This window comes from Paenibacillus sp. BIHB 4019 (genome assembly GCF_002741035.1).
GTDB lineage: Bacteria > Bacillota > Bacilli > Paenibacillales > Paenibacillaceae > Pristimantibacillus.
Map to the genome: position 1 here is coordinate 744175 of NZ_CP016808.1, position 19742 is coordinate 763916.

Genomic DNA, 19742 nt, shown 5'->3' on the forward strand with positions numbered 1-19742 from the left:
CCCTTTGAAACTAGCCGCCCGCGCTTGCTGTCCTGAAAAGAATGCTTACCCCAAGTGTAATGTAGAAAATAAATAGGTTATAATAAAGGTACGCTTTTACGAATAGCTTGTTCGGGATGATACGATCATATCAAATTCGAAATCAAATAATTATCTCGATTCGGTCAACTTTTTATACGATTCGGCTATATACACGCGAAGGAGGGCTGTTATGAATCGATTATTGTATTTAGCAAATGACATACATGAGAGAAATACTAACATCCCTCCTCATCAGCATGAGTGCTACGAGCTTGTTTATTACATTCGCGGTATGGGTCCAACCGTCATTGCAGGCCGTAAATATCGCTTTAAAGAGCATACGATTGCCCTCATCGCTCCTCGGCATATTCATAGCGAGATTCATGAGCTGGAGGGCGAGGTGCTGTTCATTGGTTTTAACGCTCCTGATGTGGAATTAAAAGGATTAAGCGGGGTTTATGACGACGATGCGAGCCATACGATTTTAAAGCATTTATGGCGCATAAAAGAGGAGTTTTTCATCCGTCCGAGAACCGACAGCGAATCGCTGAATGCTCTCCTCAATGAGCTGCTTCCGCCGCTGCAGCAAATTTTTGGAAACCGAAAAACACCCCATCCATCAGAAGATCGGGTCAAATACGTGCTGCAATATATGGATGACCATTATAAGCAGAAGCTCACCGTTGAGCTGCTTGCCGACATGTCCGGTTACAGCTATGACCGGTTCCGCCACCTTTTTAAGGAACGCTACAATATTGCGCCTCTCCAGTATATTTTGCTAAAACGTCTGGAATATGCAAAATCGCTGCTCATAGGTACCCAGATGCATATTTCTGAAATTGCCGCCGATGCCGGCTTTGCCAATGATGCGCAATTTTGCAGCATGTTTAAACGGGAAATTGGCTGTACGCCTCGCACCTATAGGAAGGGCAAAATTTTGTGAGGGTTTGAAAATATTAATCTATAGAGGGAAGGGAGTGACTGGAATGCCAATGGCTATCGCCTGCCTTCAGAAGCGGAATGTGGCAATATGCTTGCAAAGACGGTACAACAGGCTACAGATATGGAGAGCTTGATCAAATTGCTTGGTATGATGAAAATTCGGGAGGTGTCACTCACGAGGTCGGGCAGAAGGAATCTAACGCTTGGGGACTTTATGATATGCTCGGGAATACGTGGGAATGGTGCTGGGATTTATATGATGCGGAAGTATATGGTCCGTACCGTATTTTCCGTGGTGGCAGCTGGGCTGAAGAGGCCCGGGGCTGTGGGGCTACGTGCAGGCGCCGCAGTCATCCATCCTTTTGCATCGACGACCTTGGCTTTCGCCTTGCCCGATCCGTTGCACCATCGCATAGGCCAAATTAATGAGACGAACTCACCAAGCATGGCGTGTGGGTTCATCTCATCTATCCATTAACAGCCTATTTCATGTTGACGCTTAAGCTAAGCTTTGCCTTTATATGTCTTCGTGGCTGTATCGAGCATGGATTTCCAATCTGCAAACTCGGTCTCGCGCGCAACATGGCGATCAAACAGCTCATCAGGAATGTTGTCGATCTCCTCATGCGTTTCTGCTTGAAAATTGCCTTTCTCCAAAAACTGCCCAAAGCTGCTGCTGCTGGAATGCTTGCTCATAAATGCATCGTTAAACAGCTCGTTTAATGATACCTCGTTCGGATCTTCCTGGTTTGTTTTCTGTCCCTGCAGTTCCTTCAACAGGTCGTCAAATGACATTGGTTTTTGCTTTCTCAGATTACCACTCCTTCAATTTGTGCGATCGACTCCAGGCCCATGCAAAATCCCTATACATGGAGTCTGATCTTTTTAAAAACCTTTTAAACATTCAAACGTAAACGGCTGAAGCCGGCCTTTGGCGGCAAGGCTTCCGTTTCGCAGGTGGAATATAAGTTCATTTATAAGGGTCAAACTTATAAAGTCTTATATTTTCAAAAAAAACCTTCTGGAAAGCACGGCTTTACGCTCACCAAGATTTCAGTTACTTCTATAATATCATTATTCATGCTATGCGTTAATATATGGATCGTTTAAGTTTTTTATTTTTGGGCTAAACGCTGGGCTTCTCGCCTTTTTGAGTACTTGAAGCAGCGGCTCCATCCTGGTTTTTAGTCCCTTTGCTTTTATAAGGCTTAGGCGCGTTTTTGGCTTTATTGGCACTAGCCTGCCACCGATTCCAGCCCTTCTTGTCCGTTCCCCTGCCTGTTCCACCCTTGCCCTTCGCCTTGCTCAAAAAATCACTCCTTTATGGTTGGCTCAAAATCGAGACCGTTGCTTGATGCCTAAATCCAGCTAAGGTGAAACGGCTCTCGCCGTCCTCTGGCCGCGGCGCGTTTCATTCCAAGAAATATAGAGAAAGTATGGCGAAATCATATGCTTTCCTATATTTTAAAAATGAAAAAGCATCTCCTACGCCTGTATTAGCTGACAGACCTGCTGTGCAGCCAATGGAATAGACAGATGCAGACTCAGTATAACAATGAAACGCTTGATTTGCCAGAGGTAGCGATTATTAATGATCGCTTTTCATAGCGAAAGCAGGGGAACGGGGGCCAATGCCGGACAAAAAAGCAGCTTCAACAACGTCGATTCTCAGGTAAAGATGCTATATAATATGGTGGATTCAGGCACAGTGCTCTTAGCAGCAATCGCATAATGTGGTGCCCGGCTACTAATCGTCAGATGAAATTGGCCTCGAATAAGCGCTAAGCAAGTAGCAGCAGAGAGATGAACGACCGGACATTTGCTGAGACCTTGAAGCTTGAGAAGACGTTTGGGATTCTCGGGACGCTTGGGACGTTCGGGGCGCTTGGGACGTTTGGGATTCTCGGGGCGTTCGGGGCGCTTGGGGCGTTTGGAATTCTCGGGACGTTTGGGACGTTCGGGACGTTTGGGACGTTCGGGAAACTCCCTCCTTTTTTTCAAGGACTGAGAATCCGCTATTGTGGCTTTTAAATCGATTTCAGGGTGAACGCGGACAGGAAATCCATTATTGCCCCAATTTTCCCGTCAAACTGGCTTTTCGCAACGCATTAACGGCTCCTGAGTCCGCCAGTTATCCTAAACCCTTGAAATTGTTGAAATAGCGGCTGCTGTGTCCGCCAACCCTAGCTTTGGGCAGGGATTCGGTATAACCCCTGAAACGGAAAACATGAAGCTGCTCTTCCGCCCGCGTCGATTTAAAAAAGCAGCGGCATAGTTATAGCCCGCTCTGTTATTGGGTCTGCCTGAATGCTTCTGTTTGATCCATGCTTTCGCAGAATGCTAAAGCCCTCTGTACCCATTCCTCAGGGCGATGCGCGCTTAATTCCCCATGCTTATAGCCTGCTAATTGCTCGACCTTGCAATTAGGTGTATTTTTTTGAAGGATTAAAGCCGCTTCCTTAAGGGGGCCTGGATCTTTACTTCCATACCAGCTAAGGATCGGCACCTCGCAGGTATTTATTTCTTTCCTTAAAGCATAGGCAAAATGGGAGTCAAAAATCGCATCCGCGCTGTCCACATGAAATACGGACAATTCACGCAAATACATATCCATGTATGCTTTTGGCAGGTGTATGGGCTTCGGCGTCATGCGATCCGACAATCTTGCCATGATTCCGGTCGAAAGAAAACGCAAATACGTCCGGTGAAGAAATTTGCCATATTTCAATATGCGCGGTTGAGGCATGCATGAGGCGCTCTCAATAATCGCTTTATCAGCCAACCGGCTACGCTTAGTCAACATCTCAATAACGATCTGCCCGCCTAGCGACACGCCGGCTATTGCAAACAGCTTTCCATTGCAATGCTCATCTATATAAGCAAGCAGTTTATTGGCTGATTCAATCGTCGAGCTATACCGTTCATTACTCTCTTCGCCATGCCCATCCAAATGTAGGCAAAATCACATGATAGCGATGCTGGAGCATCTCAGCTTGTCTATCGAACATTCTGGACCACATCGCGCCATGCACGAGCATGACTGCCGGCAGATTTTTGTTGCCATAGGTACGAAATTTCATGGGTTACACTCCTTTACTGCTGCCTGTACTTCATTATGTTAAAAATCGCATTCATCTCTAGTACCGGTCAGCTCTGCCCATCTCGCCATCAAAAGCTTCGCATAATCGACGGAAAATAGTCCATAATGCCCTAATGCATATCCATCATTCACTTCTATTAACAAGGTTTCCCCCTTATCCGTTAAGCCAAAATCTATCGCATTTCCTTTAGGCGCAGAGGTGAACTGTGCAACCGCGGTTTCAACGACTTTATAGTCAAAATGCATTCTCCAGTTTCCTTTGTACCTGCGTATATCTAATATTTCTCCGTATCTGACGAAGCATCTCCATTCCGCTACAAAATGAACGACCTCGGAGCATAATATATCAGGATCTTCCCCGTATGTGCCACAGCCTACTAAGTCCTTTGTCCCGCGAACAACGACGCCAGTGAACTTTTTGTCCTCAATTGGCTTTATAAATATGTTCCAGCTGTCTGGATTGTTTGCAATCGCGCTTAATTTAGATGTCCATATTTTTCTGCCCAAGTAGCCTTCCAGCTCCTCTGGATAATCCATTTCAGGCGTAATGATGTTATGTTTAAAAAGGGCTTCTCTCACTTCATTCACATAACCAACGACGGACGATGTCTTCTTTTTGATTTCCTGACAGCTCGCTGACCGTTTCAAAATAATGAATTTCAAAACCCATTTGCTTGAATCCGTCAAAAGCGGCATAAAAATTATGGCTCGCAATTTCATTATCGCTATTTTTTCGAATATACGCCCTCATCTTATTCACCTTTCTATCATGCTCTACTCGGCTATTAAATCTATATCACGATTATATCATTCCCTTTTTTGGAAAAAACAAAAAAAATAGACTGCTCCATGTGAACAGTCCATTACTTATTAATAAAGCAGATTTGTCTTTCTCTTTATTTGCGCAAATGCTTTAGCCTTCTCCATGCCTAAAGCATTAGAGATATACACATTTTCCACTCTGCTGCTGAGTGCGCTAACCACTTCATTCGTTATCGTTCCAACTCGCTTGGCGATTTCTCCGGCTGTTAGGCTCTCCTTGCCATCTTGTCCGATCAGCGTTGCCGTATCCCCTTGCTGAACCCCCGCTATCGAGGTCACATCGACCATCAACTGATCCATGCAGATTTTCCCTACTATTAAAGCCCGCTGTCCATGTATGAGTACACAGCCTCCCTTTTGGGACAGCTCGCGCGGAATGCCGTCGGCATATCCAATCGATACCGTTGCGATTTTGCTGTCTCGTGAAGGCGTATAGCACCCATTGTATCCGACGGGCTCGCCTGCATGAATGCTCTTGACCAACGTAACGGTCGCTTTCAGTGACAAAACCGGACGCAGCTCGACGTTCGCATGCACGCGGTCGTTATCCTGGCTCAGTATGCCATATAGGGCGATGCCTGGCCTTACCATTCCATAACCTCTTTCCGGATAATTTAATATGCCGTAGCTGCTCTGGATATGCGTGATGCCCGGATTTACGCCATCTGCCAGGAGCTGTTCGACCACGCTGTCGAATCTCTCTAACTGAAGCCTCGTAAAATCCACATCCTCCTTGCGGTGGCTTTCCGCAGACGTGAGGTGGCTGAATGTGCCCATAACTTGCAAATTTTTATGCTGATACATCGAACGTATACGCTCCATGTCGTTGTAATGTTCACCCAGCCGATTCATGCCCGTATTGATTTTAATATGCACCTTTATTTTTTTGCCAAAAGCTTGCAGCCTCTCTGCATCATCCGCATTAATAACGGTCTGCGCAAGTTTGTAGCGGCGCAGCTCCTGAAGACGATGCAATGGCGTATAGCCTAAAATGAGGATATCTCCTTTGATCCCTTTTTTGCGCAGGGCTATGCCTTCATCAATTGCTGCAACAGCGAAGGAACGAACGCCCGCTTCATTAAGCTTCCTTGAAATCGGGATGCTGCCATGACCGTATGCGTCCGCTTTGACCACCGCCATGATTTGAGTGCCAGCTTGGGCAACCTTTTTAAACTGCCTGAGATTATGCACTAAATGATCGAGATTGATTTCTGTCCATGCTCGATGCAGAGCTGGCTTTCGACTCGCAGCAGCCAGCTTGAAATAGTCCATACCGCCATAGCCAAATTTACTCACAGCTCCGATCCGCCTTTCTGATGAAATACTGTCACAACAAAGCCATCCTGATTATTGCCGGATAGTTGATAGCTATCTCCGTTAATAATAGGTACCGTTGTTACCTGCTCCTCTGCTTCCACATAATAAATTTCGGCGAAGGCAGAACGCCCCTCCACATAAAGATGCTCATTGCGGTAAGAGAAGCTCTTCATATAGGCCGTATACTCCTCCAAGCACAAATCCAGCTGCTTCATCAGCATAGAATGCGGATAACCCACGTAACGGTAATGCCAAGGCTCGCAAGCGATGCCCGTAATGGCTTCCTTGCTTTCCTCATACCTTTGGATAAAACCGTACTCTGCCGCAAGCGCTTTGAACCTGCCGCTCGCGCCATCATCGGGAAACGTCGGACAAATATAATCGATCTCGCCGCTGCACAGCCCCACATCTATTGCAAGCCCTGTCTGGTGCTCGCTTGCTCCCGGAATGGCCACATATCTCGATGTGAAAGCCGCTCCATTTTCCTCTAGCGAAGCCGCATATATTTTGGCTTGCGCTTCTCTGGAACGATAGCCGCTTACTGCGGCAATTTCGTTCACCGCCTGGCACGCCTCCAAGAGCGCGGACAATGGCTGGAGGCACATTTTATCGAGCATAATCCGCTGCTCCTGCACATGGCTAGCCTTACGTATACTTGCCGGCACTGACCTCAGGCTGGGCACAATTTGTTTGACCGGATTTTCCGGATTCACTAGAATTAAGCAGCCTTTATGCACGTCTTCTCGGCTCACCTGTATACGGCTTTCTTGCTGCCTATCAAGCTGCCTTTCTCTCTGCCTTTCATGCTGCCTTTCCTGCTTCCTCTCGCTGGGCTTGCGGCTTATGCTTATGGCTTCCATCATAATGGCGCCTTTGCTGTCTCCAGCTCGATGAGACGGTCCAGCAGCTCAGGAAAGGCAAGCCCCGCATGCTTCATCATATTCGGATACCTGCTGTGCGCTGTGAAACCGGGAAGCGTGTTGACTTCATTAAATAAGAGCCGCCCATCGCTCGCATAAAATAAATCCACCCTTGCTAGCCCGCTGCATCCCAGCACGCTATAAATCCGCAGCGCCATCGCTTTCACTTTGTCCGCCATATCCTTATGGATGCGGGCAGGCAGATGAATGGCTGCTGTGCCTAACGAGTATTTTTCTTCATGGTCAAAAAACTCGCCCGTCAGCGCTATTTCATCGATTTCGCCGATCATGGGCTGCGAGGCATCGCCAAGTATAGCGCAGCCCACCTCAAAGCCATTCACATGCTGCTCGATTACAACTTTTCCGTCATGGGAAAAAGCTTCCTCAATGCCGCTTATCAGCTCTTGCTCTGAGTAAGCTTTCGTTATGCCGATGGAGGAGCCTGATCTGGAAGGCTTCACATAAAGCGGGAAGCCCAGCTTCGCCGCTGCCCCCACTGCTTCGGCAATGGAATCGCCAGCCAGGACGGTAATTGAAGGCGGCACTTCCAGTCCGGCAGCTTGGACTACATTTTTGGCCACCGCTTTATCCATGCATATGGCAGAGGATAATGTGCCGCAGCCTACGAATGGCAGGTCGGAAAGCTCAAGCAGCCCCTGCACGGTGCCATCCTCGCCATTTTTACCATGCAAAACCGGGAATACGACATCTAACGTTGTGATGTGAAATTCCGTATGCACAAGCTCAATGAGTCCTCTCGTTTCTTTGCTCGGAGATAAAACAGCCGGGACGCACTGGGCAGACTGGCTGCTCCAGCGATCCTCCCGAATGTCTGCTAAGTCCCCGTTATATCTATACCAGCGTCCGTCTCTCGTAATACCGATCATGACGACATCATATTTATCTCGATTTAAATGCTCCAGAACAGCGGCTGCTGAGGATAACGACACTTTATATTCCGTAGAACAACCGCCGAACAATACGCCCACTCGTATTTTATTCATGTTCTCCTTCATCCCCCTATCAGATGTATGAATCTAGCATAGCGGGCTTCTCTTATGAGCCTATAACCGTAAGCTTAGTAGAATCGAAACATTTGCTTATCATTTCTTAACACTTCTTAACATTTGTTTAGCAAAAACAAAAAACACAATTCCTCGTATACAAGGCCATTGTGTTTTCGTTATTAATATAAAGGAAAGCGCGTTTCAAATATCGTCTCGCCCCGCCTGCTTTTTACCGCAATCGTTCCATCATGCAGCTCCACAATGCTCTTGGCAATCGAAAGCCCCAGTCCCGTTCCGCCTGTCTGCTGTGACCGGGATTGGTCTCCGCGATAGAAGCGTTCAAATAAATAAGGCAAATATTTTTCGGGAATCGCCTCGCCATAATTGACGACCTCCACTACAGCATAGCCCTGCTCCCGCCGCAAACGGACATCGACATAGCCGCCTTCCTGCCCGTATTGAATCGCATTCATAACCAAATTTTCAAAGGCTCTGACCAGCCGGTCGCCATCGGCCTTAATTTTGAGCGGAGCAGCGTCTGGAAAGACACGTCCCTTCATTCCTGCCGCTTCCAAATTCGGCACGAACTCCTCTAACAGCTGCTGGATAAAACCGTTCAAATCCAATTCAAGCTTTTCCAAAGGCATGCCGTTATTGACCCGCGTAAATTCGAATAAATCATCAATTAATTTTTTCAAGCTTAATGACTTTTCATAGGCAATGCCAATGTAATAACGAAGCTCGACCTCATCTTTATAGCGATCCTGTTCGATCAGCTCCAGAAAGCCGAGAATCGAGGTCAAAGGCGTACGCAAATCATGAGAGACGCCAGTGATCAAATCATTTTTCGTCTTCTCCGCCTTGCGCTCCTCCTCAATCAGCATGTTCAGCTTGTGGCCCATTTGATTGATGTTATAAGCGACCTCGCCCAATTCATCCGAGGATTTTACCGCGATCTCGTAGTTCAGATTGCCATTAGCAATTTGCTGGAGGCCGAAGGTAATTTCCCTTAAATAATGAATCGTTTGATTGCTGATTAGAAAAAATACGACCAGGAAGAGAAAAAAGCAGGTGGCGATAATGAGCGGCAAACGCCCTACCGTTTCAATAATGCCGCGTATGAGCTCGCCTAGCGGCGCTATTTCTGCAAGCAATACGACTGCAAAATAAAGCAGCATAAATAAAATAAAGCTGATGACGAGGCTTATTAAAAACCCGAATACGAGCTTCCACCGAATCGTTCGAAACAGCCAGCTTCCCGTTCCAAATGCTGCAAGGCTTCCGCGATAACCAGCCTTTGCCGCATTCGTCTCCCGGCTGTAGAAGAAAATTAAACAGAGGCTGAACAAAAGCAAAGCCGCAAATAGGACAAGCGGTAAAGTCCCTACAATATTTTGCAGCCCTCTTACGGTTTCCCGGAATGGCCGAAAATTCATGAGCACATTGGCTGACAGCCCATAGGCGACAAACAAGCCGATTATCGTAATCGCGAAGCTTCCAAGCGTAGCAAACATAAGGCGTTTCATTTGCTCACTGCTCATAGCGCCTCCATTTTGTAGCCGATGCCCCATACCGTTTTTATAAACTTGGGATGCTGCGGGTCCTTCTCGATTTTCTCGCGAATTTTACGAATATGCACCATGACCGTATTTTTCGATTCCATGAACGGCTCATTCCAAGCTACCTCGTAAATTCGCTCCGTACTCAGAACAATGCCCCGATTAATAGCTAACAGCTCCAGCACGGCAAATTCACGCGGCGTCAGCTTTACCTCCTGCCCGTCGGCGGTAACGGTATGGGCATCAATATTAATGACAAGGTCATCAATTACAATTTGCTGGTCGCTGCTCGGCTCCGACTTCTGAATACTCATCCGATTATAACGGCGCAAATGCGACTTAATCCGCGCAACGAGCACAAGCGGACTGAACGGCTTGGACACATATTCGTCAGCACCGATGCTAAGACCCGTAATTTTATCGATATCCTGCGTCTTCGCTGACAGCATAATAATCGGGATATTGTGATCCTCGCGAATTTTCATACAGGCTTCCAGTCCGTCCATCTTCGGCATCATGACATCCAGTATGATCAGATCAACGCTATGTTTGCTCAGCAGCTCAAGCGCCTCTAATCCATTCGACGCTTGCAGCAGCTGATAACCTTCATTCAGCAAATAAATTTCAATCAGCTTTAATATTTCCTTCTCATCATCGACCATTAATATCGTTGCAGCAGCCATTATGTGACCCCTTTCCTCCCAAGCCCCTTGCCTTGTTCCCTACAGTTTACCCTCCCTGCATTATGAAGGAAACAGTTTAACAACAAGGGCCTCAATACTTATGAATGGTTTAACTTTTTCTTAACGATGAGCGGATACCGCTCTTATATGCTGTCCCATTTTTACGACTATTACCTATTTACGTCATTTGAGGGATTCAAATATGCATTTTACCCAAAAGCTGTTTTTTCATCGCCAAATAATTGTATGATGTTTAGATACCGTCGTACAATGACGCAAGTGGAACTGAGGGAGGTATCCTTTTATGTACCGAGTAGCAATTTGTGAGGATGAGGAGCAGCAAAGAGAGCTCGTTAGAAGCATGCTCATTGCTTTGTCGATCAAGTCCAATATCGATTTTGAAATCGAATTATTCAGCTCGGGAGAACAGCTTCTCTCTCATTACGAGCGGGAAGAAGCGCCTTTCCATATTTTAATCTTGGATGTTGAAATGGGCGGGCTAAACGGGATTCAAACCGCTCGAAAAATTAGAGGGCTCCATCGCCTCGATGAGCAAATTGTCTTCCTGACAAGCTACCCGGAATATATGGTCGAAAGCTTTGACGTCATGACCTTTCAATATTTATTAAAGCCGGTAGCCCCTGCAATCCTTGAGGAAAAAATAATAAAGCTATGCCAATACTTTCAAGCGCTTCACAAAAAGTTTCTGGTCATCAAGTCGGCTTATGAAGAGGTTGTTTTAAAATATGATGACATCATTGGCATCGAGGCAGCCAAAAGCTTAAGCGTAAAGAGCAAGCTGAATTTTATGACCTCACATGGAACCTATGAAAGCAAAGGCATCCTTGCCGATTACGCTTCAGCCTTGAAGGACAGCAACTTCTTGCAAATTCATCGATCCATTATTATTAATCTGCTCCACGTAAAGAAGTTTGCGAGCGGGGTTGTTCTCATGTCTAATGGCCTGGAGCTGCCGATCGGGCGTTCAAAAATTAAAGAAGTGAAAGATTTTTATACTAAATTTATGATTATGAGGGTTCATGAATATGATTCAAGGTAGCCTGTTTATCGTAATAAGCATTGCTTTTGTAATGTGCGTTCAAGTCTCTATATACTTTAACTCCGTTTTTGGCAAGTCGGCTAGAAAGCCGCATCGCTTCCTTTATTCCATTATTTTCATCATATTTGATTCACTATATTTGATTTTTTATATCTCGCCTGTTATATCCTCGACTTTAGCGCTGCTTGTCATATTTAGCTTGGCTCAGTCGTACAAGGTCGAGTTAAAAGCCAAAATCATTTTTACGATTCTTTATAGCGTGATCATGTCCATCGTTAATCTCATCTCGCTTTATATTTTTTATCAGCTGGATTCTGTTGACTTCAGCAGCTTTAATTCCATTAATGCTGAGGACCCGTTCGCTTACACGAAGGCTACTATGCTCACTTGCATCATCATGTTTGCCATCATTCAAATTATACGCCTAATTGCTAAGCACAAAAGCTTCTCTGTGCATTACCGTTACTATTTGCTCATCATGATTATCCCTGCAATCAGCCTGTACCAGCTTAATGTGCTGACAAGCTATAGCGAGAAGAACATTCATTATTTCATATCGGTCATCGGGTTTCTTTTCATCAATGTGATGATCATTTATATTTTTGATATGATCATTGAAAAATTTCAATTTATGCATGAAAATGCCCAATTGCAGCAGCAAATGGACTATCAGGATGCCAATTACGAGAAAACCGTCCATAGCTTCAAATCCATTAAGAGGATCATTCATGATACGAACAAGCAGTTTTTGTACATCGAGGAATGTATTAAACGAAACGAGCTGGCGGCAGCGATGGAGCACATTAAGACAACGTTAAACAAAGTCGAAGGCGCCTATCAGAGGGTGAATACGGGGAATCTCGTTATTGATGCGCTTGTTACGAATACGCTGACGATTGGCCAGGCGAATGGCATACGAATCGATACGAAGCTTAACCTGAACGCCCAGGAAGTTGCCATTGACCGGTATGACCTTTGTGTCGTCCTAGGAAATATGCTGGATAATGCCATCGAAGCTTCTAAACAGGTGCGAATCGCTGAGGATCGCTCCATTCTCATTCACATCCATGCCAATGAATCGGCACTGTTCATCCATATTCTTAATCATATGGAAACAGCGGCCGCCTCGCTGAACAGCCAGAAGCCGAACCCGGAGTATCATGGCATTGGCTTAACCAACATTGCTAGAATATGCGACAAATATGGTGGCCATATGACCATTGAGACGAAGCCGAAACGTTTTCAAAATATGGTCATGCTGCCCTTTTGAACGAACAATCCTTAAACAACCTTGTTGTTTAGGGATTGTTTTTTTCGTTTCAGGGTCATTCGCTCCATATGCCTTCCCCTCCTAGTAAGATACAAACAGGAAGTAAAATTTGGCAATGGACTTAAGAGGAGGATTTTAAAAATGAAAAAAATGATTGCTGGATTAATGGCTGCTGCGCTGTTCATGATCCCCGTAGCCCAGACGTTTGCTCAGGCGAATAAGGGGGCGGCACTGGATACGGTTAAGGAAAAGGCGCAGCTGCTCGCCTCGGAGCTTGTGTCCAATTACGGGGTCAGCGGGCTGCAATATGCGATTATGGATGAGGGGGCCGTTGCCCTATCGGATAGCGCGGGGGTAGATGATAGAGCGACCAAGACGCCCATTACGAAGGACAAGATGCTCGGAATAGGCTCGGTAAGCAAAATGTACGTTACAGCAGCAGCGATGATGCTCGTTGATGCTAAGCAAATTGATATCGATAAGCCGTTGACGACGTATATCAAGGATTTTAAAATGGCCGATGAGCGCTACAAGCAAATAACGCCGCGCATGCTCATGAATCATTCAGCAGGACTTTACGGCTCCCACTATGAAAGCAGCATGCTGTTTGGTGACAACGATACAAGCAATCATGATAAATTATTGCTCCGCTTGCAAACTGAACGGTTAAAATCAGCTCCCGGCGAATTTTCGGTATATAGCAACGATAGTTTTCAACTGCTTGAGCAGTTGGTGGAACGAGTGAGCGGTTTAAGCTATACCGAATTCATTGCGCAGCGTATAGCCAAGCCTCTGAATTTAAGCGCTACGAAAACACCGCTCGACTCCTTTGATCGGACGCGGCTGGCAAAAACGTATTTTCCGACGATGAATCAGGCTATGCCCGACGAAAACGCCAATGTCATTGGGACAGGAGGCATTTACTCAACGGCAGAGGAATTAAGTAAATTTGCTGACGTATTAATTGGCAATCATCCCGATATTTTATCCGTACAAGCTGCTGAAGCGATGCAAAGCCATGAGTATAAAAAAGGCCTCTGGGTTTCGGATGAGTCTAATACCTTTAACTATGGCCTTGGCTGGGATGCCGTCAGCTTGGCGCCGTTTGATGATTATGGAATAACAGCCCTCTCTAAAGGCGGAGATACGATGATGTATCACGCTGCCCTGATAGCGCTGCCTGAGCACAACATTTCCATCGCCGTGCTTTCCTCGGGAGGAAGCTCCCTTTACAACAGCGTTTTTGCAACCAATGTTTTGCTAGAGTATTTAAAAGAGGAGAACATCATTCCAGACATTTTGCAGGATAAAACGTTCGAGCCTTCCGTGAAAGTCGATATGCCGGCAGATCTGCTTGCGTATTCCGGATTTTACGGTACGGTGGGATCAACATTGGATATTGCGATTGAGGACGGAGAGCTTGCTTTACCTGCTTTAATGGGAGGATTTATACCTGAACAAAAATACGTATACACAGGCAATGGACAATTCAAAAACAAAGAAGGCAGCATAACGCTAAGCTTTGATGAGCAAAGCAATGGCAAAACGTATTTAAAGCTTAGCTCCTATTTGGATTTCCCGGGCATCGGCCAAACGCTCATGGTCGTTTACAGCTATCAGAAGCTGGACCCTAATCCTTTAACCCCGGCAACGAAACAGGCATGGGAAGCTAGAAACGGCAAAAGCTACTACCCTTTAAATGAGAAAATCACTTCTATTTTTTATTTATTGCAGCCGTATTTCGTGAAGAAGGTTACTGTGAATGCCGAGTATGGATACGCATCAGGCACTAAAATTATGGATGCTAATACTGCCGTCAATGCTGCCGAAATTCCGGTTATGGACGGAAGAGATGCCTTTGACCTTCATTTCTACACATTGAAAAATAAGGAATATTTGATGATCGACGGCTCCTCTTTTATCCGTGAAGATGCAATCGCGCCTCTTTTCAGCGGAAAATCGTCGGTCAGCACGATCCCACCTAGCGGCCATGCCGTATGGTATAAAATTGACAAGAAGTCAGCGAATAAAAAGATGACTGTGGATGTGCCAGCAGGCGGCGGCTTTGCCGTGTATGATGCAGCAGGAATGATCGTCAACTTCTCGATCGCCAGTCTTGAAAAATCGGTGACGCTGCCAAAAGACGGACTGATCGTTTTCGGCGGCCAAGCCGGGGATACGTTTAAAATTGATTTGAACAAGCAATAAAAAAAATAAATCCCCTCTTAGAATGGCATTTCGCATGCTCTAAGAGGGGATTTTCATCCATTAAACGGCGTATTCTATTTACGATTGTCGCTTCTTTCTATTTCCTCCAGGCGGCCACAAACCCGGCTAGCGGTTCAAAACCGATTAGTACTGGTTATAAATCCGGTACAGGAATACCGCTGCTTCCGCTCGGGTTGTGAGCGCCCGGGGATTAAGCTTATTTCCAGAACCGGAGATTAAACCTTCCTCCACAAGAAGCGCGAGGCTTGATTCCGCATAGGCAGCTATATCCTCTCTGTCGCGATAAGGCTCCAGCACGGAGACATCTGCTGCAGCTTCCAGCCCTCTGAACTTCTCCAGCGCGCGGGCCGTCAGCACGATCATATCCTGCCGCGAGATGCTTTCCTGCGGATGGAATTCATTGCTGCCTGATCCTGTCGCCAAGCCTAGCTGCTTGGCAATGCCCAGCGCTTCATAATAGTAGGCGTCCGAATCTGCATCAGCGAAGTTTTCTTTAAACTCGGCTGCCAGTCCTAATGTCTTTACAAGCAGGACAAGATAATCGGCCCTTGTGATGTTGGCGGCCGGCGTATAGTTCCCAGCCGATGTACCGCCGATAATTCCCTTGGAAGCCATCACCTCGATGGAATGCCTCGCCCATTCCACCTTGCCTAAGTCTGCGAAGGTTTTGTGTACATAAGCCACTGCGTAGGAGCTAAAATGCGACGTTTCAAAGGTCACCGTTCCGCTCACCGCATCATAGCGTCCGCTTGGAACAGCGATGGCGTCGCCGCTGCCGTCGATATACCAAATGACGATATGCTCTGGATTTTTCAATTGTTCAGCCGTTGGTGCGTAAGGGATCGTGATTTTAACTGGCGCGGCTGGATTGTTCCACGGCGTCGTTACGCCGTTCAGCGCCAGTGTAAGCTCAATTAGCGGGCGGTCGCCTATCGCTTCAGCCGCTTTAGCGGACAATCCCTTCTTATCGCCTACACCAATCGTAAGGCTTGCGATTTTCCCATTCGTTTCTGCCATGCCATGCAGCATGTTAGCTGGAATGGCTATACTGCCTGCACGAGTTATGAAAATGAGTTCACCAGCGGCTTGCGCCATGGATATTGAATCCGCTGGCACTTCGAGCGTGTAAGATTTGATAGCAGGGATATTGGGCACAGTCATAACCGTCGTCTCGCTGGCGGTGAATATCTGTTTCGCCAGTTCGCCAATGGAAATGACTGCGCGCCCTGCCGCTGTATCAACCTTGACCGGCAGCGTTGGAAGCGTCGTTCCCCCGCTTCCTGTTACGGTTACAGAGTATTCCGGTGTCACCGTACTGCTTCCACCACTCCCACTGCCTCCGCTGTTACCATTGCCACTATTACCGCCACCACCGCTACCATTGCTTGGTTGGTTTACCGTCAAGGTTACGATATAAGTGTCCGTAGAATCTGTAAATCCATCGTTGGCTGTGAAAACCAACGTCACAGTCCCTGCCAATGTTGGTGTGTACGTGTAGCTCTCGGTTGCTGCCACCGCCGCTGCACCGTCTACCGAAACTTTGTACGTTAGCGGATGATTATCCGCATCTTCAAATATGCTGGCAAGATCAAGTATATATGGCGTATTCACCGTCACAATTGCGGCTCCTGTCGCATCCACATCTGCCTGTCGGACAGGCACCGTATTAGCCGTGAGCTCCAACGTATAGGTATCCACCGAATCGATTGTTCCATCGTTCGCCGTAAAGAGAAGCGTTGCTTGGCCTGCTGTTGTCGGCGTGTACATATAATTTTCCGCTGCAGCAACAGCGGCTGCTCCATCTATGGAAACCTTGTACGTTAGTCCATCGCCGTCTGCATCTTCAAAAATAGCGCCTAGATCTAGCGTATAAGTCCCGTTCAGCGTTATAACAGCAGTAGACGTTGCTCCAACGTTCGACTGACGTATTGGGATCGTATTAGCTGTAAGCTCCAACGTATAGGTATCTACGGAATCTATCACTCCGTCGTTCGCTGTAAAAACAAGCGTTACTTGGCCTCCCGCTGTCGGCGTGTACGTGTAATTCTCGACCGCAGCTGCTGCTGCCGCACCATCCACCGACACCTTGTACGTCAAGCCATCGCCATCTGCATCTTCAAAAATGTTAGCAAGATTAAGTGTATACGGCGTATTCACCGTCACAATTGCAGTTGCTGTTGCATCCACATCTGCTTGGCGAACAGGCACCGTGTTAGCCGTGAGTATCACCGTGTAGGTGTCCACCGAATCGATCGTTCCATCATTCGCTGTAAAAAGAAGCGTTACTTGGCCTGCTGTTGTCGGCGTGTACGTGTAATTTTCAGCCGCTGCTGCCCCCGCCGAACCATCCACCGATACTTTGTACGTCAAGCCATTTCCGTCAGCATCTGTAAAAATAGTTGCTAAATCAAGCGTATACGGCGTGTTCACCGTCACCGTCGCTTCAACCGTCGCATCCTTATCCGGCTGGCGGACAGGCAGCGTGTTCACCGTCAGCTCTACCGTATACGTGTCCGATGAATCGCTCATGCCATCATTAGCGGTAAAAACGAGCGTAAATTGGCCTGCCGCTGCCGGCGTATACGTATAATTCTCTGCTGCTGTTACTGCCGCAGCGCCATCTAGGGATACGTCATAGGCTAATGCATCCGCATCTGCATCTTCAAAAATAGCGGCTAGATCAAGTATATACGCTGCATTTAACGATACAGTCGCAGTTGTCGTCGCAGCTACAGCCGCCTGTCGAACAGGCGCTTGATTCACCGCCAACTGGATCGTGTAAGTATCGTCCGATAAATCTTCCCCATCAGCAGCCGTGAAAACAAGTGTTACGGGAGCTGCCGTATTTGGCGTGTAGGAGTAGGCTGCGCTTGCTGCTACCGCTGCTGCGCCGTTCACCGCTACGTTATAGCTCAGCGGGTCGCTGTCCACATCTTCAAAGATCGTTGAAAGATCAAGCGTATAAGGCGTGTTTAGTGTTACTTTGGCAGTGTCCGCCGCATTTACATCCGCCTTGCGATTAGGCTTATTGTTAGGCGCCTCTATAACGGTCAAGTTGAACGATTTTATCCGGGTTTGCCCTCCCGATTTGCTGATTGTAGCTGTTAAAGTAACGGCATGATCATCATCGGTTGCCCTTGTCACTTGGCCTGTGCTTGGATTAATGAGTCCGCTCACCGATGCGCTCCATATTATGGTCGAACCCGCAGCGCCATTTGCCGGAAGATTTAGATCCGCCGTTACATTATTTTCCGAGCTATTGGTTCCCTTAATCAAATCCCAAGTTAAATTCACATGATCCAACGCTGTGGATTCCTTCGGCGTATAAGACTGCCACTGGAGAGAAGGATACGTGTACCCTTCTACAACTCTCCATACATTATTAAAGTCCCAAGTGGAGTAGGTCGCCTGCTGCATAAGCTCTCCGTTATTTTTAGCAGTGCCTCCGGCCGATGTAGCAGCACTTAAATGATAGTAATAGCTGTTTGTGACATTACCGCTAGGATTGTAGCCAATCAGACCGCCAGTGGCATCCCTCCCGCCACTTGCAATTCCCGCGCTGTAGCTGTTGCTGACATCTCCCATATTCATTCCAATGAGACCGCCTACAAAAACGGAGTTATCGCCACTGGCACTTCCCGTGCTGTAGCTATTGTTAATTGATCCACCTGACTTATAGCCAACCAAGCCTCCGACCATTCCATCTGTATCAGCGTCTGTATTCCCTGTACTGTAGCTGCCGTTAATATAGCCTGCATTTCTGCCGACTAGCCCCCCGACAACCGAGCTATTTTTGCCGCTGGCATTACCGGAACCAAAGCTGTTATTAATGGTTCCGCTTGATGCATTAGAGCCAACCAGACCGCCCGCTGAAGAGGCATCTCCGGTTGTTACCGCGCTGCTGCTTTGGCTATCGCTAACGGTTCCCGCGTTCATGCCAGCAAGACCGCCAGCATAAGCCTGCAGATGATTGGTATTTACAGAGCCGCTGGCGCTGCTGCCCATGATGGATCCAGCATTCACACCGACCAGGCCGCCTGCACTAAAGTCATCAGCGCCGCTAGTAATTACGCTGTTGCTTGAGCTATTGCTGATCGTCCCGGCATTATTACCAACCAGCCCCCCTACCGCGGTAGGATCGGTAAAAGAAAGGAGACCATTGCTCTTGCTATCCGTAACGGTTGCACCCGATGCGGTGTAGCCGACCAAACCTCCGACATGCGCATTATTTCCTGTAGCCGTAATATTAAAATCGGCCAGCGTCATATTTTTAAGCACAGCCCCGCTACTTAGTTCTGAAAACAAGCCCACAAAGAAATCCGCTGAATTCATATTCAGATTATAAATGCCAAAACCATTGCCGTCATAAATACCGCGAAAAGCCCCGAGCGGCGTCCAATTGCCCGTCAAGTGAATATCCCCTGTCTGCTGAAAATAAGCTCCCGCTCCCGGAATATTGACGTTGCTTAATTCCGCCGCGCTTGACACTTTATAGGGATTCGCAAGCGTGCCGTCTCCCCCTGAGAAATTCACCGTATCTTCGGCCGCATACACCGCTTGGGGCATCCCCACAGCGAAAAGGCTTGCCATCATACTAATGACAATAAGCATAGCTGTCGCTCTGTTCCACACTCTTTTATCCATTTTATGGCCTCCCGATTGCTTGCATGGTTCTCTTCATTTAGTAACGTCACGGAAACCAGCATCATCTGCCTCCGCAAATCAATTTAATAATAACAAAGGCCAATAAAAGGATAATAAAAGAATTTTGCAAATAAAAGCGAAAAACCGCCTAGCATCAGGCTTTTCACC

General features: G+C 47.1%; 16 protein-coding genes and 1 pseudogene. 6 read left to right on the plus strand and 11 right to left on the minus strand.

Annotated features, from left to right (window positions below; all coding sequences use genetic code 11):
* Window positions 1-211: 211 nt before the first annotated feature.
* Both BBD42_RS03320 and BBD42_RS03325 read left to right on the plus strand, forming a co-directional pair.
* Complete coding sequence (locus BBD42_RS03320) at window positions 212-964, plus strand: helix-turn-helix transcriptional regulator (RefSeq protein ID WP_099516983.1); 753 nt, start codon at window positions 212-214, stop codon at window positions 962-964.
* A gap of 36 nt (window positions 965-1000) precedes the next feature.
* A pseudogene (locus BBD42_RS03325) lies at window positions 1001-1389 on the plus strand (formylglycine-generating enzyme family protein); the annotation flags it as partial.
* A gap of 78 nt (window positions 1390-1467) precedes the next feature.
* On the opposite strand, the gene BBD42_RS03330 reads toward BBD42_RS03325, so the two are convergent.
* Window positions 1468-1758 carry a hypothetical protein gene (locus BBD42_RS03330; protein WP_046231510.1) on the minus strand — a complete coding sequence of 97 codons (291 nt, stop codon included), beginning with the start codon at window positions 1756-1758 and terminating at the stop codon, window positions 1468-1470.
* Window positions 1759-2089: 331 nt separating this feature from the next.
* A complete protein-coding gene (locus BBD42_RS03335) occupies window positions 2090-2272 on the minus strand; it encodes a DUF3934 family protein (protein ID WP_046231511.1) in 183 nt (60 codons plus the stop codon).
* A gap of 494 nt (window positions 2273-2766) precedes the next feature.
* Here BBD42_RS03335 and BBD42_RS31680 point away from each other — a divergent pair, with 494 nt between their 5' ends.
* Entirely contained in the window at window positions 2767-2994 is a 228-nt protein-coding gene (locus tag BBD42_RS31680; RefSeq protein WP_172455376.1) for a hypothetical protein, read from the plus strand.
* Between the two features lie 259 nt (window positions 2995-3253).
* On the opposite strand, the gene BBD42_RS03340 is transcribed toward BBD42_RS31680, so the two are convergent.
* The 8 genes from BBD42_RS03340 to BBD42_RS03370 form a co-directional block, all read right to left on the minus strand.
* A complete protein-coding gene (locus BBD42_RS03340; protein WP_099516984.1) occupies window positions 3254-3913 on the minus strand; it encodes an alpha/beta hydrolase in 660 nt (219 codons plus the stop codon).
* Window positions 3888-4043 carry an alpha/beta fold hydrolase gene (locus BBD42_RS31685; protein WP_172455377.1) on the minus strand — a complete coding sequence of 52 codons (156 nt, stop codon included), beginning with the start codon at window positions 4041-4043 and terminating at the stop codon, window positions 3888-3890. Before BBD42_RS31685 ends, BBD42_RS03340 begins: the two co-directional genes overlap by 26 nt.
* Window positions 4044-4081: 38 nt before the next feature.
* A complete protein-coding gene (locus BBD42_RS03345) occupies window positions 4082-4759 on the minus strand; it encodes an ATP-grasp domain-containing protein (protein ID WP_237163354.1) in 678 nt (225 codons plus the stop codon).
* 174 nt (window positions 4760-4933) lie between these two features.
* Window positions 4934-6181: a serine racemase VanT catalytic subunit gene (gene vanT, locus BBD42_RS03350; RefSeq protein WP_237163355.1), complete on the minus strand. Its 1248-nt coding sequence runs from the start codon at window positions 6179-6181 to the stop codon at window positions 4934-4936.
* Entirely contained in the window at window positions 6178-6954 is a 777-nt protein-coding gene (locus BBD42_RS03355; RefSeq protein WP_237163356.1) for a D-alanyl-D-alanine carboxypeptidase family protein, read from the minus strand. Before BBD42_RS03355 ends, vanT begins: the two co-directional genes overlap by 4 nt.
* A 107-nt stretch (window positions 6955-7061) precedes the next feature.
* Complete coding sequence (gene vanG / locus BBD42_RS03360) at window positions 7062-8126, minus strand: D-alanine--D-serine ligase VanG (RefSeq protein ID WP_099516985.1); 1065 nt, start codon at window positions 8124-8126, stop codon at window positions 7062-7064.
* Window positions 8127-8308: 182 nt separating this feature from the next.
* A complete protein-coding gene (locus BBD42_RS03365) occupies window positions 8309-9670 on the minus strand; it encodes a sensor histidine kinase (protein ID WP_348272588.1) in 1362 nt (453 codons plus the stop codon).
* A complete protein-coding gene (locus BBD42_RS03370; RefSeq protein WP_099516986.1) occupies window positions 9667-10371 on the minus strand; it encodes a response regulator transcription factor in 705 nt (234 codons plus the stop codon). Before BBD42_RS03370 ends, BBD42_RS03365 begins: the two co-directional genes overlap by 4 nt.
* 304 nt (window positions 10372-10675) lie before the next feature.
* On the opposite strand from BBD42_RS03370, the gene BBD42_RS03375 reads away from it, so the two are divergent.
* The 3 genes from BBD42_RS03375 (at window position 10676) to BBD42_RS03385 (ending at window position 14909) form a co-directional block, all read left to right on the plus strand.
* Entirely contained in the window at window positions 10676-11431 is a 756-nt protein-coding gene (locus BBD42_RS03375; RefSeq protein WP_099516987.1) for a LytR/AlgR family response regulator transcription factor, read from the plus strand.
* The gene (locus BBD42_RS03380; RefSeq protein WP_099516988.1) at window positions 11418-12701 is read left to right on the plus strand and encodes an ATP-binding protein; all 1284 of its coding nucleotides are present in this window, start codon (window positions 11418-11420) and stop codon (window positions 12699-12701) included. Before BBD42_RS03375 ends, BBD42_RS03380 begins: the two co-directional genes overlap by 14 nt.
* 141 nt (window positions 12702-12842) lie before the next feature.
* Window positions 12843-14909: a serine hydrolase domain-containing protein gene (locus BBD42_RS03385; RefSeq protein WP_099516989.1), complete on the plus strand. Its 2067-nt coding sequence runs from the start codon at window positions 12843-12845 to the stop codon at window positions 14907-14909.
* 144 nt (window positions 14910-15053) lie between these two features.
* Here the strand turns inward: BBD42_RS03385 and BBD42_RS03390 are convergent, their stop codons facing one another.
* On the minus strand, window positions 15054-19574 hold the full coding sequence (locus BBD42_RS03390; protein WP_099516990.1) for an S-layer homology domain-containing protein: 4521 nt from the start codon (window positions 19572-19574) through the stop codon (window positions 15054-15056).
* Between the last annotated feature and the right edge of the window lie 168 nt (window positions 19575-19742).